The 25989-nt window shown below is 66.9% G+C and carries 21 protein-coding genes and 1 pseudogene; 8 read left to right on the top strand and 14 right to left on the bottom strand.

Annotated features, from left to right (window positions below):
* Positions 1–139: 139 nt before the first annotated feature.
* The 5 genes from ACQEVO_RS13730 to ACQEVO_RS13750 form a co-directional block, all read right to left on the bottom strand.
* Positions 140–1390, bottom strand: coding sequence for a low temperature requirement protein A (locus ACQEVO_RS13730; protein ID WP_432912966.1), 1251 nt, complete (start codon positions 1388–1390; stop codon positions 140–142).
* Complete coding sequence (locus ACQEVO_RS13735) at positions 1387–3123, bottom strand: L-aspartate oxidase (RefSeq protein ID WP_432912968.1); 1737 nt, start codon at positions 3121–3123, stop codon at positions 1387–1389. The genes ACQEVO_RS13730 and ACQEVO_RS13735 overlap by 4 nt, the downstream gene beginning before the upstream one ends.
* Before the next feature lie 66 nt (positions 3124–3189).
* Positions 3190–3933, bottom strand: coding sequence for an SDR family oxidoreductase (locus ACQEVO_RS13740; protein ID WP_432912970.1), 744 nt, complete (start codon positions 3931–3933; stop codon positions 3190–3192).
* Positions 3934–4106: 173 nt separating this feature from the next.
* A complete protein-coding gene (locus ACQEVO_RS13745; protein WP_432912972.1) occupies positions 4107–5153 on the bottom strand; it encodes a ferritin-like domain-containing protein in 1047 nt (348 codons plus the stop codon).
* 111 nt (positions 5154–5264) lie between these two features.
* A complete protein-coding gene (locus ACQEVO_RS13750; protein ID WP_432912974.1) occupies positions 5265–6179 on the bottom strand; it encodes an MBL fold metallo-hydrolase in 915 nt (304 codons plus the stop codon).
* 389 nt (positions 6180–6568) lie between these two features.
* Here ACQEVO_RS13750 and ACQEVO_RS13755 point away from each other — a divergent pair, with 389 nt between their 5' ends.
* Entirely contained in the window at positions 6569–7315 is a 747-nt protein-coding gene (locus ACQEVO_RS13755) for an SDR family NAD(P)-dependent oxidoreductase (RefSeq protein ID WP_432912976.1), read from the top strand.
* Positions 7316–7347: 32 nt separating this feature from the next.
* Here ACQEVO_RS13755 and ACQEVO_RS13760 read toward each other — a convergent pair whose 3' ends face one another.
* The 4 genes and pseudogenes from ACQEVO_RS13760 to ACQEVO_RS13775 form a co-directional block, all read right to left on the bottom strand.
* Positions 7348–10098: a helix-turn-helix transcriptional regulator gene (locus tag ACQEVO_RS13760; RefSeq protein ID WP_432912978.1), complete on the bottom strand. Its 2751-nt coding sequence runs from the start codon at positions 10096–10098 to the stop codon at positions 7348–7350.
* A 51-nt stretch (positions 10099–10149) separates the two neighbouring features.
* A complete protein-coding gene (locus ACQEVO_RS13765) occupies positions 10150–11079 on the bottom strand; it encodes a beta-ketoacyl reductase (RefSeq protein ID WP_432912980.1) in 930 nt (309 codons plus the stop codon).
* A gap of 15 nt (positions 11080–11094) precedes the next feature.
* Positions 11095–11316 carry a ketoreductase domain-containing protein gene (locus tag ACQEVO_RS13770; RefSeq protein WP_432922664.1) on the bottom strand — a complete coding sequence of 74 codons (222 nt, stop codon included), beginning with the start codon at positions 11314–11316 and terminating at the stop codon, positions 11095–11097.
* 38 nt (positions 11317–11354) lie between these two features.
* Positions 11355–11450, bottom strand: a pseudogene (locus ACQEVO_RS13775) (KR domain-containing protein); the annotation flags it as partial.
* Between ACQEVO_RS13775 and ACQEVO_RS13780 the strand changes: the two are divergent.
* Together ACQEVO_RS13780 and ACQEVO_RS13785 are read left to right on the top strand one after the other, a co-directional pair.
* Entirely contained in the window at positions 11416–11598 is a 183-nt protein-coding gene (locus tag ACQEVO_RS13780; protein WP_432922667.1) for a hypothetical protein, read from the top strand. The pseudogene ACQEVO_RS13775 and the gene ACQEVO_RS13780 overlap by 35 nt on opposite strands.
* Before the next feature lie 46 nt (positions 11599–11644).
* Positions 11645–12121, top strand: coding sequence for a hypothetical protein (locus ACQEVO_RS13785; protein ID WP_432912982.1), 477 nt, complete (start codon positions 11645–11647; stop codon positions 12119–12121).
* Between the two features lie 237 nt (positions 12122–12358).
* On the opposite strand, the gene ACQEVO_RS13790 is transcribed toward ACQEVO_RS13785, so the two are convergent.
* Positions 12359–13198, bottom strand: a complete 840-nt coding sequence (locus ACQEVO_RS13790; protein WP_432912984.1) for a mycofactocin-coupled SDR family oxidoreductase — start codon at positions 13196–13198, stop codon at positions 12359–12361.
* Between the two features lie 175 nt (positions 13199–13373).
* Between ACQEVO_RS13790 and ACQEVO_RS13795 the strand changes: the two genes are divergently transcribed.
* From ACQEVO_RS13795 to ACQEVO_RS13805, 3 genes are all read left to right on the top strand, one after another.
* Positions 13374–14648: a cytochrome P450 gene (locus ACQEVO_RS13795; RefSeq protein ID WP_432912986.1), complete on the top strand. Its 1275-nt coding sequence runs from the start codon at positions 13374–13376 to the stop codon at positions 14646–14648.
* A 162-nt stretch (positions 14649–14810) separates the two neighbouring features.
* Positions 14811–15875 carry a phosphotransferase family protein gene (locus tag ACQEVO_RS13800; RefSeq protein WP_432912988.1) on the top strand — a complete coding sequence of 355 codons (1065 nt, stop codon included), beginning with the start codon at positions 14811–14813 and terminating at the stop codon, positions 15873–15875.
* Positions 15876–16064: 189 nt separating this feature from the next.
* Positions 16065–16769: a TetR/AcrR family transcriptional regulator gene (locus ACQEVO_RS13805; protein ID WP_432912990.1), complete on the top strand. Its 705-nt coding sequence runs from the start codon at positions 16065–16067 to the stop codon at positions 16767–16769.
* Positions 16770–16864: 95 nt separating this feature from the next.
* Here the strand turns inward: ACQEVO_RS13805 and ACQEVO_RS13810 are convergent, their stop codons facing one another.
* On the bottom strand, positions 16865–18481 hold the full coding sequence (locus ACQEVO_RS13810) for an MFS transporter (RefSeq protein ID WP_432912991.1): 1617 nt from the start codon (positions 18479–18481) through the stop codon (positions 16865–16867).
* Positions 18482–18924: 443 nt separating this feature from the next.
* Positions 18925–20808, bottom strand: a complete 1884-nt coding sequence (locus ACQEVO_RS13815) for a hypothetical protein (protein ID WP_432912993.1) — start codon at positions 20806–20808, stop codon at positions 18925–18927.
* A 65-nt stretch (positions 20809–20873) separates the two neighbouring features.
* Here ACQEVO_RS13815 and ACQEVO_RS13820 point away from each other — a divergent pair, with 65 nt between their 5' ends.
* A complete protein-coding gene (locus ACQEVO_RS13820) occupies positions 20874–21365 on the top strand; it encodes a MarR family transcriptional regulator (protein WP_432912995.1) in 492 nt (163 codons plus the stop codon).
* Between the two features lie 235 nt (positions 21366–21600).
* Entirely contained in the window at positions 21601–21930 is a 330-nt protein-coding gene (locus ACQEVO_RS13825; protein ID WP_432912997.1) for a hypothetical protein, read from the top strand.
* Between the two features lie 1017 nt (positions 21931–22947).
* Here ACQEVO_RS13825 and ACQEVO_RS13830 read toward each other — a convergent pair.
* Both ACQEVO_RS13830 and ligA read right to left on the bottom strand, forming a co-directional pair.
* On the bottom strand, positions 22948–23298 hold the full coding sequence (locus ACQEVO_RS13830; RefSeq protein WP_432912999.1) for a UBP-type zinc finger domain-containing protein: 351 nt from the start codon (positions 23296–23298) through the stop codon (positions 22948–22950).
* A 555-nt stretch (positions 23299–23853) separates the two neighbouring features.
* Complete coding sequence (gene ligA / locus ACQEVO_RS13835) at positions 23854–25845, bottom strand: NAD-dependent DNA ligase LigA (protein WP_432913001.1); 1992 nt, start codon at positions 25843–25845, stop codon at positions 23854–23856.
* Positions 25846–25989 lie beyond the last annotated feature (144 nt).

Here is a 25989-nt window from a genome sequence, read left to right on the forward strand (position 1 = left end):
GCCTCGGTCGATCAGAACCGGATCGGTCCCGACGATCCTGAAAAGATCATCGGGACCATTCTTGCGGTCGGGCAGACCTGATCCGCGCTCGGGCGGTGCTACGGATGCAAAAGTGCCCTGCCAGGGGTGCACAATCGGCTCACCGGATGATCTTGGTTCTCGCCCACCCCCTCCCCGGGAGTTCGCTCGCGGGCACGGATGTGTCCCGCTGCGCGGCGAGTGTCACCGCCACAGCTGTCGCGGTGAGCAGTGCGACCAGCACGACGGTCGAGGCCGGGACCGCCGCAGTGGCGACCGGTGCGATGAGCACCGCCACCGACGTGCCGAACAGCACTCGCGTGCGAATCGGCGAACGCGCCGCGATCCCGGCATGAGCCGCCCACAGCAATACCAGGAACACAGCGGTGGGAATCGCCACGGCATAGCCGGTGACCAGTGAAGAGGCACTGGTATGACCGTCTCCGCTTCGCACCGCGACTTCCAAACCCGCACCGAGCGCGGCCAGCGCGGCGAAAATCGCGTAGTGCGCGTATCCCCAGAGGAACGACCGGGTCCGTCGTTCGCTCAATGCCGCTCCGCTCGGCTCGAGGTCGTAGAGCCACCACAGGGCGAACAACAGGACCAGCCCGGACAACGCGGTGACCACCAGGGTCGGTCGCAGGCCGTGATCGAGGGCATCGGCGACCCCGGTGGACACCGCGAGAACGCTCTCACCGAGGAGGATGATCGTGAAAAGGGTGTAGCGCTCGGCGATGTGGTGTGGATGCCATGCGGTGCCACGGGCTCGTTCGGCCCATACCGGTATTGCCAGCTCGGCGGCGGCGAGTGCCAGAAAGATCGAACTCACCACTGTCGTGGGCAACACGTCGAGCTCGGCCAGCAGCAGTCGTGACAACCACAGAGCTTCGAGCACCGCGATACCGGTTGCGTACCGCAGTGCGGTCCGCCGGCCGGGCCGATCGTCGCGCGCTGCCCGGAGCCATTGCGCCAGGAGACCGCTGCGCATCACCAGATAGCCGACAGTGATCGCGAGATAGTCGTCGTGACCGAACGCGGCGGGCACACCCGCCGCGAGTATCAGCACGCCGGCCATCTGCACCCATGTCAGCAGGCGATAGGGCACATCGTCGGTGTCGTACGACGACGCGAACCAGGTGAAGTTCATCCACGCCCACCAGATCGCGAAGAACACCTGCAGGAACGGCAGCAGACCCGAGAGCGGATGACCGGCGGCGACGGCATGCCCGAGCTGCGAGACGATGGCGGCGACCGCGACCACGAAGCTCAGGTCGAAAAGCAACTCGAGTCCGGTCGACGCCCGATGCGGTTCATCGACCGACCGGCCACGCATCCGGACACGCAGCCGGCCGGAGCGGGTGCCGTTGGTCACTCGACCAGCTTTCCGATGGTTGAAACGTCGCGCATCAGGTGCGCTATATCGGCGGGAATGTCGGGAATCGCTTCCCGTTCGATCCGGCCGGGGCCCGACCACACGAGGTTGACCTGCAGCTCCGGATCGAGCTCCGGATAGTCGGACCGGTTGTGACACCCTCGTGTCTCACGTCGCTCGAGGGCGGCGTCCAAGGTGGCGCGGGCGGCCATCGCCGACGATTTCAGGTCGAAGGCATGCGCCAGATCCTGGAAACCGGCGGGGTCGGGATGCACACCGATATCCGCCATCCGTTCCTCGAGCTCGTCGAGCTCGGACAACCCCGCGCGAATCCCGGCGTCGTCGCGCACCACACCGGCATGCTCGGTCATCGTATTGCGCAGTGTGCGCTGTAGTGCCCGGACGTTCTCCTGCCCGTCCGCCGCCAGCACTTCGTCGACCTCACGGCGGGCCTCGGCGAGCGCGCCTTCCGACCGCCGCTGCACGGACAGCCCGGCCGAGTACCGCGCGGCGGCCTCCCCCACGATCCGGCCGTAGACGAAAAGCTCGATCAGCGAATTGCCGCCGAGCCGGTTGGCACCGTGCAGACCACTGGACGCCTCACCTACCGCATACAATCCCTCGACGCCGGTACCGTGATCATCCGCCCGAACCCAGACACCACCCATCGAATAATGCGCCGTGGGCGCGATTTCGATCGGCGACCGGGTGATATCGAGCATCTGCAGTTCCAGCATCGTCTGGTAGACGCGCGGCAGCCGCCGCATGATCGTCTCCCGGGGCAGGTGCGAAACATCCAGCCACACGCCACCGTTATCCGTGCCCCGGCCCTCTTTGATCTCGGTGTAGGCGGCGAGAGCGACCCGATCACGGGTGGACAATTCCATCCGCTCGGGGTCATAACGCTGCATGAACCGCTCACCCCCGGCGTTGCGAAGAACTCCCCCCTCCCCGCGGGCGGCCTCCGAAACCAGTGTTCCGGCGGCGTTCTCCGGCTCGATCAGACCGGAAGGGTGGAACTGGACCAGCTCCGGATCCCGGATCCGCCCACCCGCCAGCACCGCCAGCCGCACCGAGTCGCCGGTGTTCTCGTCCCGGCGTGACGAGGTACGACGCCAGATCCGGGTGTGCCCGCCCGCGGCGAGGATCACCGCGTCGGCCCGGAATGCGTAGCGCCCGCCGTCGTCGAGATCGAAGCCGTAGGCACCGAAGACGACGTTGTCGTGCACCAGAATCCGAGTCACGTAACAGGTGTCGATGATTTGGATGCCGAGCTGCGCGGCACGGTTCACCAGGGTTCGCTGGATCTCGAGGCCCGTGTAATCACCCGCGAACGCGGTGCGCCGGTAGGTGTGCGCGCCGAAGAAGCGCTGGGAGATCCGGCCGTCGGACTCCCGAGCGAACGGCATCCCCCACCGCTCCAGATCGTCGATGCCGCGTGCGGCATGCTCGGTGACCGTTCGCACCGTATCCGGGCGGGCCAGCAGGTAGCTTTCGGTGATCGTATCCGCGGCGTGCTGTTGCCAGCTGTCCTCGCGGTCCATCGTCGACAGTGCGGCGTTGATACCGCCGGCCGCGAGTGTGGTGTGCGCGTCGGCCTTCGGTCGTTTGCCGACCACCAGAACATCGATACCGCGTTCGGCCAGCTCGATCGCGGCCCGCAGGCCCGCCCCGCCGGTGCCGATCACCAGTACCGATGTCGCGACCTGACGTTCGCCGGGGTAGACGAGCATCAATTCAATCCCTTCGAATCACGATCGGTGCGCGCGGGCGGGGGTGTACCGCCCACGCGCCCCGGATCACTGCTGCGCCAGCCACTCCGACAGGCGCGTCTGCGCGAGTTGCGCGTCTCGCCCGGGCAGCAGACTGCCGGGCTCCAGTACCGCCCCGAAGTACCGCGACTGTGGGTCGGTGCGGACCTCACGCGGATCGGAGCGGGCAGTCAGCACTGTGCGGATCCACTGGTCGAGCCCGAACACCTCCGGACCCGCGACCTCGACGGTGCCGTCGACCGGCGTACCCGCGGCGGTGCGGCCCACGGCGGCGGCGACATCGTCGGCAGCCATCGGTTGCACGTTCGCGCCCGACAACCGGACCACGCCGTCGCGGGTCGCGGAATCGGCTATACCACCGGCGAACTCGAAGAATTGGGTGGCATGCACCAGCGAGTACGGCAGGCCCGATCCTTTGATCAGTTCCTCCTGAGCCACCTTCGCCCGGAAGTACCCCGACTCCGGCAATCGTTCGGTACCGACGACCGACAGCGCGACATAGTGCCCGACCCCGGCCCCGCGCGCCGCCTCGAGCAGGTTGGTGGTGGAGGTTCGGAAGAAGTTCATCACATCGTCGTCGGCGAACGACGGCGAGTTGGAAACGTCGACGACGACGTCGGCGTCCTGCAGGACTTCTTTGACCCCTTCCCCGGTGAGCGTGTTCACTCCCGTGTTGGGTGCGGCCGGAACCGCCTGATGGCCGTGCTCACCCAGCCGGGTGACGAGTTTGGAGCCGATCAACCCGGTACCGCCGATGACGACGATCTTCATGCTCATTCCTTCCATGGAGCGCTGTTTCGAAACCGATATGTCCCTGTAGTGAGGACAAGCCGGGCAGTTGTTTCGTGACGGTTGTTGCCGTTCGCGCTCTCGAGACGGCGCGATTTCCGTTCGAATCCGCTGATCGGTCGTGTGTCCGGCGACGATTAGGACCAGCCACGACGTCAGTTCCGCTGTTCGGGTGGCACGTACTCGAAGGTCGGCCCCGCGGTCGTCATACCGTCACCGCTCGGCATCTTCATCAAGGCCTGGGCTTGTGATTTCAGGGCGTACATGGCCCCGACTGCGTCCCTCATCTGCGACGGGCTGCCGTTGAAAGCATCCTCCAGCAGGTAGAGCAAGAGACAATAGGTGTTGTTGAATTCTTCCTGCGCTGTGCGGATTTCACTGCCCGCTGCATAGTCGGCAGTACGCTGGTTCGGCCGCATGGGCACAATACCCTCCGGATCGATCCGGATCGGCTCACCGCTCGGACCGGACTGCGGAGTGTCACCCGGCCGGAATCGGCGGCCCTGCGCGAGTTCGACGAAGCGGTAGTAATGGGCTACCTCGTCGCGATCGGGATGATAGATGTTCTTGTCGCCGTCCCACACCTCGGTCCGCGCGGCGCCCTCCCCCTGCTCGACGATCTCCGCCAGAGCCGACAGCGCGGATTTCAGATCGTGCACCGGAATTATTTCACCCCCGCCGCCGCTGAAATGCATCTCGTTCAGTTGCCGTCCCGGGTCGCCACAGAAGACCGCGTCTTCGCCGAGGGTGTCGCACAGGGTCCGGATGCCCTTTTCGATTGCGGCATAGAACTGCCCGATCGTCTCGTACCTGTCGGATTCGGGTGGCGCATCGGCTACCGCCGGTTTCTCGACGGCCAGGAACTGCTCGAGCGCCGCGGCACCGAACGGCAACAGGTTGATCTGGACAGCTGGATCACCGTGCGGCAGTGGATGCGGGTATGCGGGCAGGAATTCGGGTGTATCGATACTGGGCTCGCCACCCACCGCGTTGAGCAGATTCGCCGCCAACGCCAGATGCAGCATCTCTTCCACGAACACGCTGCCGATCACCTGCACTGCTTCGCTATTGCGCCCAGGATCCAACGAGTACAACGCGCACAGGTACGGCGGGATGGTCGAATGCTCGAGTTCGATCGCCCACTGCAGGTGACGGCGGAGATCGTCCAGTGTTTCGATGGCAGGAGCGCCACTTGCATGCATGGTAGAACCTCGTCTCGGCGAGTCGTCGGCTGTCGATAACCAGGACAAGGCTTCGCAATGATCCGTGACGATCTCGCGCATGCGAACCCTCGGCCGAGCACCGGAGTGTGGTCAGTAATCCCAGACGGCCGGGACGAAACGAAAGGCGTTGCCGGCGACCGCCACGTGGCATACGGACGGAAACGGCAGATGTGTGGCCACCAGTTGCTCGCCGCTCGCCGCCAGCTCTCGCAAGAGACGGATCCTGACGCGGGCCGATTCCTCGGGGTCGTGTTCGAAGCCGTTGTGCCACTCGGGGTTGTCGAATCCGGGCTGGAATACGGCATCGCCGGCGAACGTCAGCCGGTCGCCGCCGGACTCCAAGCGGACGATGCTGTGGCCCGGGGTGTGACCGCCGGTGCGACGGATCATGACGCCCGGCGCCACCTCGTGCTCTGTCTCGAACGGCCGCAACTGGCTGCGGTACACGTCCAGGAACCGCGAGGCGGTTGTTCGGAGCACCTCCGGCACCGGCGCCGGCATGGCGGTGCGGGAGAAATCGGGCGCCACCCAGAACTCGGCCTCGGCGGCCGCCAGGTGGACCCGCAGGTCGGGGCGCAGCCGGCCTCTCAGCCCGTCGACGAGCAGCCCGCCGATGTGGTCCATGTGCAAGTGGGTGAGCACCACGTCGGTCACGGAGGCGGGATCTATCCCGGCGGCGTCCAGCCGCACGGCCAACTGCCCGGCCCGCGGGAAGCCCGGAAACTCGGTCCCCAGCCCGGAATCGATCAGGATGGTCCGCCCACCGCTGCGCACCACGGCGACATTCAATGGCCAGTCGAGCAGCTCCGGCGGCAGGAACATGTCCCTGAGCCAGGCCGACAGGTCGGCAGTGGGGGCGTTGGTGGCCATCGTCACGGCGGGTATCGGCAGCACCCCGTCGCTGATCACCATCACGTCGATATCGCCGACCTTAAGCGCGTAACGCGACGGAACCAATTCGTCGTACCCCGGTGCATCGGGGCGTGCAATGTCGATCTGGCTCATTGTGTTCTCCTTCTGACGAGAGATAACCGGAGACATCGACGGCGCCATGGGGCCACACCGTTCGGTCATACCTAGGACCGAACGGTGTACCGGTTTGTGACAACCGGCCCGCCGCCTCCCCCGGCCGATCGTGCCGAGGATCGGCGCCGGTGTTTTCCGACGCGGCCACATCGCTCACATCCCGCACGCCAGAACCTCGTTTGCACTCCACCGGCCGGCCGGTACCGCCCCCGCCGGGGGCTTCGCGCCGATCGGATTTCCGGCCGGCGGCCGGTCCCTGGTCTCCGGGACCAGGGTGTCTCCCGGGGGCGACCGGGCACGCGGGACTGGGAGTCTCGAGACCTGGGGTCCGCGCCGAATGCGCCTCCGCCCAAGGGAATGAGGCATACATGTCACATCAGCCGTTGGATGGGTCCGCGGCGCTCGTCACCGGCGCCGGGTACGCCATCGGCCGCGCGACCGCACACCACCTGGCCCGAGCGGGCGCGGCCGTCGCCCTCGTCTCGGACCGCGGTGATCGTCTGGAACGGATTGTCGACGATATAACGATGTCGGGCGGCAAAGCCATCGCCGTGACCGCCGACATCACCGATCCGGCGCTCGCCTACCAGGCGGTCGAGGACACACACGAACGGCTCGGTCGCCTGGACGTGCTGGTCAACGGCGCCGGCCTCATGGGGCTCGATACCGCCCTGCACACCCCGGTCGAGGAGTGGGACCGGATGGTCTCACTCAATGTGTCGGCGCTCCTGCACGTGACGCACGCCGCCGTGCCGTATCTGATCGACGCGGCCGCGACCTCGCCGCGGCAGATAGCGGACCTCGTGAATGTGGGCTCGCTGGCCGGGCGGGTAGCCCGCCCGGCAGGCACCGTCGACAACCTGACCGCGGCCGGCCTGAACGGGTTCACCGAGTCGCTGCGTCAGGAACTGCGACCGGAATCCGTACGGGTCAGTGTGGTGGCCCCCGGGGCCGTGCACGAGACCATCCACGGTGCGGCGCATCGGCCGGCAGGTTCGATGGCGGAACGGCTGCGGCCGGAACACGTAGCGGACGCCATCGCCTACATCGTCACCCGGGAGCGGGCAGTGGCCGTCAACGAGCTGCTGATCCGGGCCGTCGGGCAAACCTGGTAACCGGGGTCAGTGCGGAACAACACAGCGACCGATCAGCTGTCCAGCGCCGCCCGGAGATCTTTACGCGAGGTGATACCCAGCTTGGTGAACACCTTGCGCAGATGCCATTCGACCGTGCGGGAACTGATGAACAGCTCGGCGCCGATCTCGGAATTCGTCCGGCCGTCGCCGGCGAGCCGGGCGATCTGGGCCTCCTGTGCGGTCAGGACATCGGGCGCCTGCGCCGCCCGGCGCCGGACCGACTCACCGGTTGCCAGCAGTTCGCGACGAGCGCGTTCGGCGAAGGCGCCGGCACCACAGCGGCCCAGCATCTCGTGGGCGGTACGCAGATGCTCGCGGGCCTCGACGCGGCGGTTCTCGCGACGCAACCACTCGCCGTACACCAGGTGGGCGCGCGCCAGATGAACGACGACCCGGGTGCGGGTGAGACGCTCGATGGCCTCGCGGTACAGCAGGTCGGCGGTATCACCTTCGCTGAGCAGGGCTCTCGACCGGGCCAGCACGCCGAGGGCCCAGTCCGTGCCGCTCGCCTCGGCTCGCAGCGCGAGGCGTCGCAGGGCTGCCGCGGCCCGTTCCCGGGCATCGCCGCGGACGCCCGCCTCCACCAGCTCGAGGAGTGAAGCGTCGTACACCCCGAGGTCGTCGTACTCGATGGCTTGTTCCGCGCTGGCCACGGCGGCCTGATACCGGCCGAGACCGTTGTACAGCACGGCGAGCAAATGCTGGCTCGAACCGATGGCTCGCCCCTCGCCCCAGGCGGTCGCCCGTTCCAGGCCGGACTCGATCAGTGCGGCAGCCCGGGGGTCCTCGCCCCGCCAGGCGATGAGCAGGGCTTCGGCGTATCCGAGGGTCGAGTTGCCGGTCGCCTTCGTGAGTGCGGTGGCCTCCTCCACCAGAACCGCGGCCGCATCGAACTCTCCGGCGTGTACATGCACCGCCGCGCGGTAGGTGAGAGCCAGGGGAAGGAAGTTGAGCGCCCCGATCTCGCGGGCCGTCCGCACCGCGACCTCGGTCAGGTGGAACATGGTCTCGTCGTCCCAGACATCGAGGCCGGCCGGCCATGCCAGCCACAGCCAGCGCATGATGTCGTCCTCGTTTCCGCCGGACTCGTCGCGAAACGACCGGAGCGCGGTGATCAACAACGCGGCCCCCTGGTCGTGACCATCGACGAAGCGTGCGGTCAGCCCGTCGAGAAGCGCGTCGATCCGCCGGGGCGGCTGCGGTCCCGGCGGCGCGGCGCGGGCCGCTTCCGCCGCGGCGCGCACGCCGCCGTGGACGTCGAGCCGGCCCGCGAAAACCGCGGATCCGATCGCTTCGACGTAGGCTTCCCGGGCCTGGCCCGGGTGGTAAGGCGCCAGCTGTCCGGCCGCCTCGAGCAGAAGCGGATACACTTCACCGCTGCGCTTGCGCGCGAACACGATCTGGGCGCGCAGCCGCGCCAGCCGGCCCCGCTGGAGGTCGTCGAGCCGACCCATCTCCGCCGCCGCCAGAAGCTCGAGCGCCGTGTCCGGGGCCCCGGCTTCGAAAGCGGCCTGGGCCGCCGCCAGCGCCCGCACCCCACGCCGGCCGAGATCAGGCGTCAGCTCGGTCGCACGGCGCAGGAACGCGGCCGCCGCCGCGATACCCCCGCGAGCCTGCGCCCGATCCGCGGAACGTTCCAGTTCGGCGGCCACTACTTCGTCCGGTCCGACCGCCGCGTTGGCGTGATGCCATGCGCGGCGATCCGGGTCGGCAACGGGATCGGTGGCCGCGGCCAGCGCCCGGTGCACATCCCGGCGCCGGCCCCCTTCCGCCGCACGATAGGCCGCCGAACGCACCAGCGGATGACGGAAGCGCACCCGCGCTCCGAACTCGACCAGCCCCGCCGACTCGGCCACCCGCGCAGCGTCGGCACCGATATCGAGCTGCTCGGCCACCCGCCGTAACAAGGTCACATCGCCCACCGGTTCGGCCGCCGCCACCAGCAACAGCCGCTGCGCCGCGTCGGGAAGCGATTCGATACGGCGCAGGAAACCCTGCTCGATCTGATTCGCGACGGACGCGGTGTCCGGACGGATGAACCCGCCGGCCAGTTCCGCCGCCGACAACCCGCGCGGCAACTCCAGCAACGCCAGGGGGTTACCGCGGGCCTCGGAAACGATCCGGTCCGTGATGTGCTCGTCGAGCCGCCCAGGGACCGCGGTGCGCAGCAGCGCCCGCGCATCGCTGTCGCGCAAGCCCCCGACCACGAGTTCGGGCAGACCCGCAAACGGATCATCGTACGGACCGGGCGTCGAGGTCCGCACCGCGACGACCAGCAACACCCTTTCCGCGAGCAGCCGGCGGGCGACGAAGGACAGCGTCTGCGCGGACACCTGGTCGAGCCACTGCGCATCGTCGACCACGCAGACGAGCGGTTGATCCTCCGCCACCTCGGCCAGCAGGCCGAGTACCGCAAGCCCCACCAGGAAACGATCCGGCGGGCTTCCGGCACTCGAACCGAAGGCAACCGACAGCGCATCCCGCTGCGGCGGGGGAAGGTGCTCGAGATAGCCCAACATCGGCGCGCACAGTTGATACACCCCGGCGAACGCGAGCTCCATCTGGGACTCGACACCGACAACCCGCGCGATCCGGCACCCTGCCGCGCTCCGCACCACGTAGTCCAGCAACGCGGACTTGCCGATCCCCGCCTCGCCGCGTAGTACCAGCACCCGGCCCCGGCCGGACATGGCATCCGATGTCAGCCGGTCCAGCGATTCACACTCGCTACGCCTGCCACGCAGCAGATCGCCGCTCGACATTCACACCACCACCGCATTGAAAGTAGCCAAGCCCTGGTCACCGGGGTCAGCTCATGATGTCACCCGCTTGGGTGACGTCCCGACATCACACCCAGGGGATGCGGCGCCGAGACAGGCCGTCATCTCGCCGGCCTCCGCGCCACCCTTCCGGATCGAACCGTTGTACAGATCCACCGCACTGCACGGCTTCCGGCAGATACCGGTTTTCGCCTCCGAGGCGTCCCTCGCCCGCCGCTGCGGCCCCTCGTGCTGCTGGTCGATGATGTCGAAGAGGTCCTCCAGACTCGCGTCCGCGATCTCCTCCTGAGTGACGGTGGGTTCCGTGGCTACCCGCGTCTCGGCCAGCAGCTCGTGCAGCCCCGCGGTGAGCCGATCGCGCTCGGCGCGCGAAGGCGGCACAGCCAAGAACGCCCGGAGAGCGGCCAGCTGCTCGTCGACCACCGAGGTCGCGGCGGTGACGGTGACCTTCGACAGCAGGAACCCGGCCAGTGCCGCGGCGGTCGGATAGTCGAAGACCAGGGTGGCGGGCAGTCGCATACCGGTCGCGGCGGAGAGGCGGTTGCGCAGTTCGATGGCACTGAGAGAATCGAGACCCAATTCGCTGAACGCCGTCTCGGGGTGGACCGCGCTACCCGCGGGCAGCCCCAGTACCGCCGCGATGTGTTCCCGGGTCAGTGTGAGTGCCATGGTCTCCCGCTTGTCCTCGGGTGCGGCGGCGAGTTCGGCCAGCAGACGGCCACCGGTCGGCTCCACGGGCACCCGGCGGGTTCGGATGAGAACCAGTTCGGTGAGCAGATCGGGGAGTACTCCGTCGGCCGCCCGTGCGATCAGGGTCGCGGTCTCGAACTCGGCAGCGACGACCACGGGTTCGGCTGAATCGAGTGCAGCGTCGAAGAGAACCGACCCGGAATGTGCGTCGAGCATCCGCATCCCCATGCGTTCCACCCGGCTGATCGCGGCCTGATCCAGATCGCCGGTCATCCCGGCGGCCTGGCTTCAGGGCCCCCAGGCGAGGGAGAGCGCCGGCAGACCTTCGGCACGCCGGGTGTGGGCGAGGGCGTCCAGGAACGCGTTGGCCGCCGAGTAATTGCCCTGCCCGGGGGAGCCGAGAGTCGCGGCCACGGAGGAGAACAGAACGAACGCCGACAGGCCGTGCCCCCGGGTGAGTTCGTGGAGGTTCTGGGCACCGGCGACCTTGGGCGCGAGGACGCGGTCGATCTTGCCGGGGTCAGGGTCGCGATCGTGGCGTCGTCGAGCACTCCGGCAGCGTGGATCACCGCGGTCAGGGGATGTTCGTCGCCGATCGTGCCGAGCAGCGTGGCGACGGCGGCCCGGTCCGCGACATCACAGATCGAGGAGACCGTCGCGCGCTTCGCCGAGACGGCGCAGCGGGCCCAGGAAGCCGGATTCGACGGCGTCGAGATCCACGCAGCGCACGGTTACCTGCTGTCCCAATTTCTCTCGCCCCTGACCAACCGGCGCACCGATCAGTGGGGATAGCAGCCTGGAGAACTGAGCCCGGCTGCTCCTGGATACCGTCCGGGCAGTGCGGGCCGCGGTCGCACCCGCATTCGCCGTAGCGGTCAAGCTCAACTCGGCCGACTTCCAGCGCGGCGGTTTCGATGCCGCCGACGCCGCGACCGTGATCGCGGTGCTGGCCCCGCTCGGCGTCGATGTCATCGAGCTTTCCGGAGGTAGTTATGAGGCGGCCGCAATGACCGGCCAGGCCAGTGATGAGCGGACCCGGTCGCGGGAGGCATACTTCCTCCCCCTCGCCGAAGAACTGGCGACGAACAGCCCGCTGCCGCTGATGCTGACCGGCGGCATCGTCCGACTACCGGTGGCCGAGGAAATCCTGACCGGCACGAGCATGGCCCGGGTGCGACAACAGCTTCGCCGCCTCGGCGCGGGTCGGCGCACCCGTCCTGGGGCCGACCCCGAACTCGCTCTGCTCGCGGAGACCTTGCGGCGGCGACGCGCACTACGCCGATACCGCGAGTGGCTGAAGGGCCGTGCCGCGTGACGTGACCCTGCGAACCTACGCTTGGACGGCCTCGACGTGTACCAGCGCGTTCAAGGAGTCGCAATTGGCCCAGGACCTCGTCGCCGAAGGTGTCATCCTGAGGCGACAGACGACCGCTATCTCCCGAGACCGAAACAGCCCGGATAGGGCCGACCGCACCGTGCACTCGACGGCCACCGGATGCGAGGACACCCGCCTGCATGTCGTCACGCCGGGATCCGACGGGAACGGGAGGTGCTATTTCAGCATGCTCCCGGCGTCGATGGTCATGGGAAGACCTGTGATGTAACGGCTTTCGTCCGACGCAAGGAACAGTACGGCGTTGCTGACATCTACCGGTTCGACCCACCCGACGGGAAGCACGTGCATCTGCTGCGCAGCCGGGGCGAGATCGTCGGGGCCGGGGTTCTCCAGGTCCGGACGAAACATCCGCAACGTGCTGTCGTTCATGAACATCGGGGTATCGACATTGGTCGGGTGCACGGTGTTGACCCGAATGGAATGCCGCCCCAACTCGACTGCGAAACTCCGCATCAAACCGACCACCCCATGCTTGGCGGCAACATAGTGGCCGATGTTCTGGTGCGCCTTGAGTCCCCCGACCGAGCTGGTCAGGATGATCGAACCCCCGCGCCCGCCGGACAACAGATGGGGTACACCGGCTTTCACTGTTTTCCAGACACCGGACAGGTTGATGCCGATGACGGCGTCCCAGTCGTGCTGACCGGTCTGGCCCAGCGTCGCGCCACCGAGCCCGATCCCCGCATTGGCGACGATGATGTCCAGACGCCCGAATTGCTCTACACCACTGTCCACGGCAGCCTGTAGTGCGTCGAAATCCCGGACATCGACTTCCGCCGTGACGATGCGGCGGCCGGCGCCTTCGACGAGATCCGCGGTCTCGGCCAGATCGTCCGGAGTCGACGCCGGAATGCCGCTGCTACCACCCACCGGTTTACACACATCGACAGCGATGATGTCGGCACCCTCCTGCGCCAGGCGCACCGCATGACTGCGGCCCTGCCCGCGTGCCGCACCCGTTATGAAGGCGACTTTGCCTTCGACCCGACCAGTCATGAAGAACCTCGCTCGTCACGGACCGAGCATGTCGATGCCCGATGTTCCACCGGTCGGTAGTCACCGGCCGATTCGAGGGTTTCAACCCATTCGCGAGAGTATCATTCTACTTTAAACGAGAGTGCGATTCTCATGAACATGCCTCCACCTATCCCGATGAAGGGCCGATGAGCATATGAGCGACCTGGCATCCGCCGACTACTTCTCCGACCCGGACATAGCGCAGGACCCCTACGAGTACCTCGATCACCTGCGCAGCCGGAACCCGGTATTCCGCGAGCCGCACCACGGAGTCGTGACGGTTACCGGGTACCGCGAGGCCGTCGAGGTCTTCCGCAACCAGGACGACTTCTCGGCCGCCGTCTCGGTCAGCGGGCCGTTCCCGCCGCTGCCGTTCCAGCCGGAAGGCGATGACATCGGCGCCCAGATCGAGGCTCACCGGCATCTATTCCGGATCTCCGAGCACATGGTGACCATGGACCCCCCGGATCACACCCGCACCCGGGGACTACTGAACCGGCTGCTGACGCCCAAGAGGCTGAAGGAGAACGAGGACTTCATGTGGGCTCAGGCCGACCGCCAACTCGACGAATTCCTTGCCGAGGGCCGTTGCGAATTCCTGAGCCAGTACGCCAAGCCCTTCGCCACCCTGGTCATCGCCGACCTGTTGGGTGTACCCGATGGTGACCGCGACGAGTTCCGGGCCAGGCTGGCCGGTCAAACGACACCGGGCAGTATCGAGGGGTCGATGTACCAGGATGCGCCCGGCACCAATCCCCTGGAGTGGCTCGACGACACGTTCAGTGCCTACATCACCGATCGGCGCGCGAACCCACGGAGCGATATTCTCGGCGTTCTGGCCTCCACGAGGTACCCCGACGGGTCCGAACCGTCGGTGATCGAACTCGTGCGGCCGGCCACGTTCTTGTTCGCGGCCGGCCAGGAGACGGTCACCAAGTTGCTCAGCGCGGCGGTGCGGGTACTGGGCGAGAAGCCCGAGTATCAGCAGATCCTCCGCGAGGACCGCAGCCTCATCGGCCCGTTCATCGAGGAATCACTGCGCACCGAGAGCCCGACCAAGGTCGACTTCCGGCTCGCGCGTAAACGCACCACCCTCGGCGACGTCGACATCCCCGCAGGCACCGTCGTCATGCTGTGCATCACCGCGGCCAACCGTGACCCGCGCAAGTTCGAGGACCCCGGCGAATTCCGGCTCGACCGCCGTAATGCCCGCGAGCACCTCGCCTTCGGCCGCGGCATCCACACCTGCGCGGGTGCGCCGCTGGCACGAATCGAGGGGCAGGTCACGCTGAACCGGCTGCTCGACCGCGTCACCGATATCGCCATCGACGACACCGTCCACGGCCCCGCGACCGACCGGAACTATTCCTACGAACCCACCTTCCTGCTCCGCGGGCTACGAGAGCTCAACATCACCTTCAACCCGTAGGCAGACGTTTCCACGACAGAAAGATCGGCTGCGCTGTCGGCGGCCTGACGCACCACGCGTTCACGTGGGTATCCGCGGATGCCCACGATATCGCCGCGCAACCGTGGTCATTCCGGCGGACCGCATTCGGCGTTCCCACCATCGAAAGGTAACGGGACAGCAATGGAGCATGCGCCCCTGTTTTCCAAAGGCCGAGATCTCGACGCTATGGTGGCCGCGCTGCGGCCCTGGCTGGCCGATCGGCTCGGCGTCGGGTCGGTAGCGATCGACCCGCCCGATTACCCTCGTGGCGCGGGCTTTTCGAACGAAACCGTTCTGGTAACGGCCCGCGCCGGGCAGCGGGTAGACGACCTCGTCGTTCGTATCGCACCGGCGCCGGAACATCAGGTGTTCTTCGAACCGAAATTCCAGATGCAGTACGACGTCCTCACCGCCCTCGCCGGGCATCCGGAAGTGCGGGTGCCACAGGCATTGTGGTTCGAGCGCGACACCACCGTCCTCGGCCGGCCCTTCTACGTCATGCGCCGTATGCACGGTCGTGTACCGGTGAGCATGCCGCCGTACAACTCCTCCGGCTGGCTCGCCGACGCGACACCTGACCAGCGAAGAACCCTGTGGGAGAGCGCGATGCGCCAGCTCACCGCGATCCACCGGTTGCCCATGGAAACCGTATCCTTCTTCGACCGGCCCGAGCACGGCGCACCCGGTATCGCACAGCACCTTACGTATTGGACCCGCTACGCCGACTGGGCCTTCGGCAACGAGATACCCGAGATCGTGCGCACGCTGCTCGATTGGCTGAACGAGCATCGGCCGCCGATGTCCCCGCCCGGGGTGTCCTGGGGCGACTCTCGTATCGGCAATATGATGTTCGACAACGATTTCCGCGTGGTCGGGGTGATGGACTGGGAGCAGGCGTCGCTGGCCGGACCCATCACCGACCTGGCCTGGTGGCTACTGTTCGACGAATCACTGTCGGTCGGTCAGGGTGTGCCGCGGCTCGCCGGGCTCGGCACCCGCGCGGAAACGATCGCTCTGTGGCAGGAGCACACCGGCCACTCGGTCGACCACCTGCATTGGCACGAGGTATTCGCGCGGGTCAAAGCCGGACTGCTGAGCCTGCGCAGCCGACGCACAATGCAACTGCCGGCAGACTCGGGCGGCGCTCGCCACTTCGGCTATCTGCGTCAGGCGTGTGAGCTCGCGGAAATCGCAGCTACACAATAGCTTCGGTGACCACGAAGGACAGCTGTCCCGCTGACACGGCGGTGGTATTCCCGCCCGGCCGGCGGCGGACTGCCGTGCACGCGCCGGCCGGGCCACTGGAGGCAGCACGGGGATGAAACGGGTCGGCCGGGTGTGGACCCGCCGCAGTACTACCGTCGTCGTAACAGCCCGACGCGAGAGGACACTGTCGTGCCCACACAGAACCATCCTGCCGGTGAGTCCACCGACGACGCCGCGGCCACGCCGTCCTGGGCCGATCGGGCCGCGGAACGCTCCCGCTCGGTGCAGCGGTCGCGGGCGCGCAGCCGGGAGCAGGCCCGATCGATAGTCGCGGCGGCACGGCGGCTGTTACAGACCGAAGGGGCCACCCTCACCACGCAGGAGTTGTCCAAGGAAGCAGGTATTGCCCTGCAGACCTTCTACCGGCACTTCTCCGGCAAGGACCAGTTACTGCTGGCCGTATTCGAGGATGTCGTCAGCGAACGGGCGACCGAGGTCGCCTCCGCCGCCCGGGAGCTACCGGATCCGGTGGCACGGCTGCGCTTCTACCTCCTGGAGATACTCCGTTCACTGCGGGGCGAGGGCGGCGGTCTGCTCGGGTCGCGATTCATCACTGCCGAGCACTGGCGGCTGTACCAACTCTTTCCGGTGGAGATAGCACAGGCCAACCGGCCTTTTGTCGACCTTGTCGAGCAGGAGTTGCGGGCCGCCTCGGCAGCCGGTCTGCTGCGTCCCGCCGATCCGGCGACCGATGCCTGGCTGGCGCTGCAACTGGTCACAGCCGTATTCCATCACTACGCGTTCGCTCCCGCGCCCGCCGATTTCGACGATGTCACCGAGCAGGTGTGGGCATTTTGCCTGACCGCTTTCGGTGGCCCACCCGTCGAAAAGTAAGTGGATGTATCGGACCGGCGGCTCACGACTTCTGGAGCGGCGACACCGGTCGGTGAGGCGCCGCGGAGGACAGCACCCCACCCACCGCGTCCCTTCTACACAGAGGAGTGCGCGCCGCCGGTGGCCGGCTTACGACCGTGCCGCATGAGCACCGCGATGATCAGCGCGACCACGGTGGTCCCGAGGACAACCCAGAAGCTCTGGGTATAGCCGCTGTCGGCGAACACCTGCGGTACCACCTGCGTCGACGACTCCCCCGCGACCTCGATATGCGCGACAACCGGATTGTGGTTCAGCAGCGCGGTGGTGATCGCCATCGCGACCCCGCTACCGAGTGCCAGTGTGACTCCGAGCATGCCGGAGCTGATGCCCTGCTGCTCGGGCGGGACGGCCTCCACGACGAGATTGGGCAGGGCCGCCCAGAGAAACCCGAAGGCCACCCCCGCAATCACGTACAGGACGAGGTAGGTCACCCAGCTGTAGTCCGCGACGACGAATCCGATACCGGATACTGCCAGCAGGGTGAGGGCGATGATCGCCGGAATGCGGGCACCGACCCGCCGGGTCAGCACCCCGGCGAACGGACCGACGATCATGCCGATCAGGCTGGCCCAGATGCCGATATGCAAGGCATACTCCAGCAGGCCGAACCCGTCCCCGTAGCTGTAGCCCGGATCGAAGGTGACGTCGACCGCTGTGGCCGGCAGATCCGTACCGTTCGCCTGCGCACGATCGACGACACCGTCGACCATGCCCTGCCGCAGCCCTTCTTCATTCGGCGACTGAGTCATGTACCCGAGCGCCATCGGCTGGACGGCCGTGATGCCGATGCTGAATACCGCCATCAACAAGACGAGACCCAGCTTAGGGTCGAGCAGCAGTTTCATATCGATGATCGGGCGCCGGACCCGTGTTTCGACAATGAAGAACAACATCAGCAAGACCAGGCCTGTCACCAGCCACGCCAAACCGCTCGGGCTCGCCCAGCCCCAATGCTGACCGTTGTTCAGGTAGAGCAAGGTGAGCACCGCGCCCGCGGCCAGCAGTACCACGCCGTAGGGATCGACCCGGTCGGGCACCCGTACCGGAGATTCCGGAACCACCACCAGCAGCAGCGGTGTCAGAACGAGTACGAAGACCGCCATGAACCAGAACAACGCCCGCCAGCCGAAGCTGTCGACGAAGACCCCACCCACCAGCGGACCCACGACACCGGTGAAACCGACACCGGTGCCGATCAGGGCGAGACCGATCGGCACATATTTACGCGGCAGCAGGTCACGGACCAAGCCGAAGGCGATGACCTGGGTGGCGAGGGCGAACGCCGACAGCCCGCGCCCGATCAGGAACACGGTCCAGTTGCTGGTGAGCGCACAGATCACACTGCCCAGCAGGAACATCATCCCGCACACCAGCATGATCTTCTTCTTGCCCCAGATATCGCTGGCCTTGCCCAGCAACGGGTTCGCGGCCACACCCACAAGTCCGAGGATGATCAGCGCCCACGTGATATTCCCGCCGACGGAGTCGAACGTGGCGGTCATCGGTTGCAGCGCCGCGACCACCATCGTGTACTGCAGCGGGCCGACCTCGGTGTACAGGATGATCACGGCCAGGACGGCACCGATGCGTAGCCGGGACGCGCCGTCCATGCGGCCGGCGTCGGATCTGCCTGTGTCGTCGCGTGCGGGGTCGGATTCGATGGTTGACATGGGAACTCTCCAATAGCCCGAGATGGGTGACCGGCGGACCGTCGCGTCGGATCGCTACGCGAATCCGAGCCACCGGTTCAGGACGGGCCACACGCCAGCGCGAGAGTCCCGCTCTAGCTAATAGTAGAGTGTGATTCTCGTTTGGGGATCGGTTATTCCCGGGTCCATAGAGTGATTCTTTTTCGGCAGGTGTGCGCGGCCCCTGCCGGCGGCCACGGCCGGGACCATGCCGGGGTCGTGACGATCGTTGAGCGGGAAGACCGTGTTTGCCCGCGCCGCCCGGCGCCACTTCTCGGCGAGTTCACCGACGAGTTCCGGATATTCGGTCGCCGGATGTGGCTCCGCGTAGGACCGGCCGCCTGGGTAGCGGACACAGGTCTGTGGTCCGCCGAGTTCGAGTGTGGCACCGGGCTTGGTTCAGAGCCCTGGCTGTCGAACGGGGTTCATTCCCCGGTGCGGGGAGACGTGTAGGTCCGACCGTCGAGAACCGTGATCAACTCGCCGGTTATGGTGGCGCGCTCACCGGATTTGCTCGGCGGTATCACCACGAAACCGTCCCGTCCGGTGGACCTCGATCCGCTGTGCTTTCCGCTGAGCGTCACGTCGGAATGCCAGGCGTAGGGCGCCGCGGTAGCCGACTCCGTACCGTTTACGACGTTGTCTCCGTCGATGGAGTAGTCGTCGTAGTCGACATCGATTCGTGAAATCGCGGTACCTCCGGCATTCTCGGTGACCACCACCGTGGCTTTGCCCGATACGTCGCCGTCGAGCGTATAGGTGCCCGCAGGTAGGTGCGGGCGGGTGGATAGCGGCTGCCCGGGCTCCACCCGGGTTGCCCAGGGGATGTCCATATCGAACGATTCGACCGGCGGGGGCTCGTGTGGTTCTCGATCGGTCAGTTCGGCGATCATGAGCCGGGTTGCGCGACCGCCGGGTTCGGCGGACGCCGGACAGCTGGGTGCGGTGGGTTGGCCCGGGCCGCAGGCCGGCGGCACCGCCATGGCCTGCCAATAGACGATGGCAGTTCCATCCGGCGACCAGGCCGGATCAGCGCGACCGTTCCACAGCGGGTCGCATACGCTTCCACTCCCTGGTGTCGGATCGTCGCAGGCGTTGAGCTGTTGAGTTCTGCCGGGGTCATCGATTCGTGCGATATACGGCTGAAAGAAGCGGCGGTGGCCGTTGTTGTAGAAGAACTGGACTGCTCCGGTATTCACCAGATCGACGATCGGCGGTACACCCGGTAGTGCACCGGCAAAACTCATGCGATCACCGACGCGGCCATCCATGTACACGATCCAGTCGTCGTCGGGCGAGGTCCTCGACGGGTCGGTGTATGCGGGGTCCCTGGAAACCCTGTGGGAGTCAGCGGTTTTCAGGTCGGTGACGAACAGGTCGAAGTTCCACGAGTCATAGGTTCCGATACCCAACGCCGACTTCCCGTCGTGGGTGAAGCCGCGGAACTCTCCGATCATCGCGGTGGGCCCGTTCCTGCGTAGCCGGGCGGGTTCCCCGGGGACCGGCTCGATCAATCCCTGGGGTTCGGACGCGTTCGGGAGGAGATAGTGGACCTCGGTCAGTTCATAGCGCGCGGCCGCCCGGTTGAAGGTGAGCCCGCTCATCACCGCGAACTGGTCGACGAACACCCCGTTGACCAGGCTCGGTTCGCTGAACCCCAGATGCCTGTCGTCCGGATGCAGCCGGAGTTCCCGCATAACCGTCCCCGGCCGGTGCGGCGCGATCGGGTAGACCGTGGCCTTGTCCGGCGTACACGTGTCCACCAAGCGGTGCGGCCCGCAGTCGAACACGTTGGTACCGATGAGCATGCGGGTACCGTCACGAAACGCCTGTGGGTGGTCGACGAGGATCTCACCGGCACCGGAGGATCCGGGCTGCCGGTTGGCGCGGGCGGTGTCGGCGATACCGCACGTGAGGCATCGCCACGCTTCACCGTCGGCGAACGTGGTCCCATCGGTCTTGATCACGATGACCTGGTCGCCACTGAAGACGTGGCGAGGGTCCGGTGCGGCGGGTGCGCCGGAATAGCGAATCGGCAGCAAGACATGCTCGGCATCCCAGGTATAGCTGGGCCCTTCCGCGATACCACGGTCTCCGCCATCGATGCAGCCGGTCGGATGCGCACACGAACCGGCTCGGTCCGACGGGGCAGTCGGTGGCAGCGGTAATTCGCGGACCGCGACCGGTTCGCCAACGGACGCCTGCCCACTGGGCGCGGGATCGGTTGTACCGCTGGAGCAGCCGACCAACATGGCTACCGTCAGCATGAATGCACCGATGCCGGCGCGGGCTGTACGCGTCGATCGCATACCGGGCGTCCTCCATGGTCAAAATACATCTCTATAGATGTATCTCTGGTGATAGATTAGCAGCCGTGGACCGGCAACGATTGCATCGCCTGGGGCGACGATTGGTCGAGCTTTCCCGGCAGGTGCAGCTCGAACCAGGGGACGTACGGCCGAGCCCCGCAGAGGAATTGATCATCAGTGACGTGATGTTTCACTCGAACAGCACGGTCGGCGATGTTGTCGCCCGCACCGGTTATGCGCAGAGCTATGTGTCCAAATGCGTCGCCGACCTGGTCGAGCGAGGCCTGCTCGTGACGAGTACCGATGAATCGGACCGCAGACGTACGATCATCGGCCCATCCCCGATGTTGCAGAGCGCCACTCCGCGCCGTACGCCTCCCCTGGCCCGCATTCTCGCCGGCGATCTGGGCAGCGACGAAGCAGCACATCGGGCGCTGACGCTCCTGGACGACCTTTCCGACGTACTTCTGGACCGGACACCAGGCGACAATTCAGGCAATGTGGGCAGCGGCGCCGGTGAGCAGGGACACACCGCCTGTGGTCCAATTGACCGGTGATGATCTTCGCGCGCCGTTGGTGGCAGCACCTGCACTAGCGGCCGAAGACCTGGTGTGGCCGCCTCACCCGCGGCCTCGTCCTGTCTCGTCGAGCGACAGCTCGTTCCCGCCGTATGAGGTGGCACTGGAATAGAGAAGGGACAACCCGCCGATGCCCCACACCGACGAACAGTCGCCGGCCGAGAGATTCGGACAAATCCTGGTCAGCTCCCGCTCGCTCGACGAATACCGGGCGATGTTCAACCTCACCGACGCCGACCTCCGTTCACGAATACTCGACTGCCCCAGTGGTGCAGCCGGGTTCACCGCCGAAGTATGCCGCCGAGGTGGTGATGCCACCGCGTGCGATGTCGCGTACTTCGACGATGGCATCGACGAGGTCGCCGCAACCGCGGTGGCCGAGGTCGAGCGCGGCAACCGATTTGTACGCTCCCACCAGCACCTCTACAAGTGGACCTTCTTCACCGACCCCGAACAGCATCGACTCCGGCGCCGTCACGCGGCCGAACGCTTCGCCGCCCATACCCGACACGACCCGAGCCGCTATGTAAGCCACCAAGTCTGATCGAGACAGCGGTCAACGCTCATGTACCTAGCGGACGTTCCCGCCATCGGGATTCAGATCAAGCGACTTCAGCCCTAGAGGTACTCGAAACCCCCGCGCTCCGGCTGTAAGGCCCCGACCACAGGCCCGGAATCAACGACCCGGGCAACCTCGGGATCCGTCGATCGCCTCGAGGCTGAGGCAGAAAGCGAACATGGTTGACAGCTGGACGCTCAACCGCTTGAAATGGTCGAACGATGACCGACCATGACCCGACGGAACTGAACCTCGAAATCGCTCGCAAGATCTACCCGGTCGGCCAACATGTGACCGGCATGGTCGCAAATATCCCTAGGCCGGGCGTTATAGGGTTGTTTGTCGACTTGGGCACGAGCACGCCACCCTGGGGATTCGTGGATGTACTCCATCTTCCGGACTCTCCGGAGCAATGGCCGACCGTCGGCACGATCACCGAGTTCGAGGTCGTCCATCACACCCATCAAGGACACCAGGTCAGACTCCTTCCCCTCGATCCCGCCTACCGTGCAACTCCTCGGCCACCGGCAAGTGAGCAGCGACTACGCGCTCTGAAACGTTCTCTATGGGGAGCGCATCATCGACCTCGACCAGGCGGTTACCGATCCAGACCCGGTCGGGGTGCGGATCCAGAGTGCTGACAGATCGAACATCGTGAGCTTGGTTCTGTTCCGCGGTGAGTGGGCAGAACTCGACGCGCTGACCGATGAGGGCTGCCCCAACTCAGTAGACCTGGATCGACATGCGCAGACGTTCGGTGCCGGGCGCGTATGCCGTACCCGACGATCGGCCGCGTCATCCCGTCGACGACGTAGGCTTTGCCGCAGCCAGGTAAACCATCGGGACCTTCGCAAGTGAGTGGCGGCGCCAGGGCGACTACCCCACCCGCCCCGCCGGCAACGCCGGCCTCGCATTGCGGCGCGACGATCTCGACGCCCGCTTCCCCGGCCTGATCGCCGCCGTGCTCACCGCGGCCGCCGCCCGCGGCCGCGGCTGACGGGCTCACTGGTGCAGGTGGGAAACCCAATCCTGCGGCACCCGCCCGGCCGGGCCCGGCGCGCCCTGCTCGATCGGATGGTGCTCGGGCGCGGCGAGCTCGGGACCGCTTTCGTACATGACCTGCTCGCCGTAGTCGTAGAACCACGCTTCGCCCGGTTCGAAACTACGGATGAACCGGTGCCCGGACGCCGCGGCGTGGCCGCTGGCGTGCTGGTTCGGGGAGGAATCGCAGCACCCGATATGCCCGCATTGGGCGCAGCGGCGCAGGTGGAACCACCAGCCCGGCGGGTCGAGCGCCTCGCAGTCGGCGCAGCCGGTGCCACTGGGCGCGGCGGCCGGATCGATTCCTTGCATCAGAACTCCTTCCGGGGCGCCCGCCCGTGTGCTCGTGCAGGCGTAGCTGGCATAACCGTTGCCCGGCCCGGCGGGCGGTGGCCGGGCTGTGGCCGCGGTGTTCAGGACTGGGGGTCAGCCGCAGCAGGTCCTGGCCGACCAAGGGGCCGGCGGGTACCTGGTACAACCGGCCGCCTTCGGCCGGCCCGCCCAGATCGATCGGGGCGAATCCGAGCGTGGTGAGCAGCTCGGTGAACAGTTTCTTGGCGTCGGCGTCGTCGCCGGACACGAACAGTACCCGGTTGCCCTCGCTGCGGCGGGGATCTTCGGCCAGGGTCGCGTCGCGGCGAACAGGTGGTTGAACGCCTTGATCGCCCGCGCTCCCGGGGTGTGCCGTGCCGGTCAGCCGCCACAACCGCTGTCGCGACTGCGCGCGAAGCCGACCTGGCCGCGGCACCGATCCCATCGCCGCCTGGGGAAGGGTGGACTGGCACCGGTCGAACACACCGAGGGGCTGGGCCGGCCATTGCGCGGCCGGCTGGCACCCGGTGACCACGCAGGGGACGGGGCCGGGGCTCAAACGACTCCGGCAGCGATCAGCAGCGTCCAGATCTCGCTCTGGTCCACGACCTCGACGCCGAGTTTCGCTGCCTTGGCCAGCTTGCTGTCTCCGACGCCCGCACCGGTGATGAGCAGATCGGTGTTCGCCGACACCGAGGACGCTGCCGTGGCACCCGCCTTCTCGCACAGCCGCTGAAAGGTCGGGCGCGCGACCTTCTCCCCGGAACGCGGGTCGCTGATCGCGCCGGTGATGACCACCGTTTTGTCTGCCAGCGGCGCACCGGCCGCGACGACCGGCGGCAGATCCTCCGCGCGGACGTCCAGGCTGACGCCCGCAGCCCGCAGTCGCTGCATTTCCGGGCGCAGGCGGGTGAGGTGCTCGATCAGGGAGGCGGCGACCTTCGGACCGATATCCTCCACCGCCACGAGCCGTTCCTCGCCCGCGTCGGCCACATCTTCCAGGGAAGCGAAACCCGCGCGGGCAAGGCGGGCGGCCGTTCCCGCCGAGGCCATCGGAATAGCCAGCCCGATCAGCGCACGGCGCAGCCCGACCGCACGGCTCGCGTCGATCGAATCGATCATGCGCCCGGCCGACACATCGCCTATCCGGTCGAATTCCAGCAGACGTTCCTTGGTCAGCGTGTAGAAATCCGAGGGATGTTCCAGGATCCCGGCTTCGGCGAGGCGTTCGATCCACACCGGCCCGACAGCGTCGATATCGGCCGCCGGCCGCGAGGCCCAGTGGATGAGCCGGCGCACGGTCTGCGCGGGACAGGAGACATTGGTACAGAACAGTTCCCGGCTGTTGCCCTGCTCGATCACCGGCTGCGCGCACGAGGGACAGGCCGTGGGCGCGACGATCTCGCGCTCCTCCCCCGTGCGTTTCGAGGCGTCGAGCACGCCGGCGACGAACGGGATCACATCACCCGCCCGGCGCACCAGCACGGAATCGCCCACCTTGATATCGCGGGCACGGATCACTTCCTGGTTGGCCAGCGTCGCTTTGGTGACCGTGGTGCCGCCCACGAACACCGGTTCGAGCCAGGCGACCGGGACGATCTTTCCTGTCTTGCCGACATCCCAGACCACCTCGTTGAGCAGTGTGGTCTTCTCCTCGGCGGCGAACTTGAAGGCCAGCGCGCCACGTGGAGAACTCGACCGGGTCCCGGCGGCGGCATAGGCGTCCCGGTCCGCCAGCCGTAGCACCGCCCCGTCGATGTCGTAGTCGAGATCGTTGCGGTCCTGTTCGATCACGGTGATCGCCGCCTGCGCCTGCCCGGCATCCATACACACCCGCATCTGCGCCCCCGCGATTCCCAAGGCCTGCAGGCCCGCCTCGAGGTCGGCCGCAGCCTGCCCTTCGGACTCGTCCAGGTCGAAGCCGAAGAACTGCAGTCGCCGCTCGGCAACGGTGGCCGGATCCTTCGCCCGCAGCGTCCCGGCGGCGGCGTTACGTGGATTGATCAAGGGTTTGTCCGGGTGGGCGGTGTTGTAGGCAAGGAACGTCGAACGCAGCATCACGGCCTCGCCACGCACCTCCACCCGCCCCGCAACATCGATCCGGCCCGGCACACCGTCGACCAGCGCGCGCACCAGCGGGGTCACATCGTCCCCGGTGGTGCCGTCACCGCGGGTCACCGCACGCGTCAGCCGCCCGTTCTCGTAGACCAGGGCCAGCGACAGACCGTCGAGTTTCGGCATCACCACCACCGGCTGTCCGGGAAAACGCTCGAAGAACGCTGCGACCTGTTCCGGCGTGGTTGCCTTCTCCAGCGACAGCATCGGGCGCGAATGCCGGACCGGGGCGTGCAGCACGGCAGGTGCCCCGACCTGCTCCAGCGGATTCGGGTCGGGCGCCAGGCCGGGATGTGCCGATATCAGGGCCCGCAGTTCGTCTTCGATCTTGTCGTACTCGGCGTCGGCCACCAGCGGCGAGCCCTGATAGTAGGCATCGCGCAGCACCATGATGCGGTCCGCGAGCTGCTGAATACGTTCCCCAGTGTCCACAGCACCAGACGCTACCGAGAACCACCGACACCGAGGTGCATCGGCGGTACCGCACGGCTGTGCTCGTTGTGCTGTAGACGGCTCACCGGACGCCGCCCACCGGCTGAAGTGCCCGCGTCCTCCGCTTCGCGCACGGCCCGCCTG

This window comes from Nocardia sp. CA-290969, assembly GCF_050936135.1.
Classification (GTDB): Bacteria; Actinomycetota; Actinomycetes; order Mycobacteriales; family Mycobacteriaceae; genus Nocardia.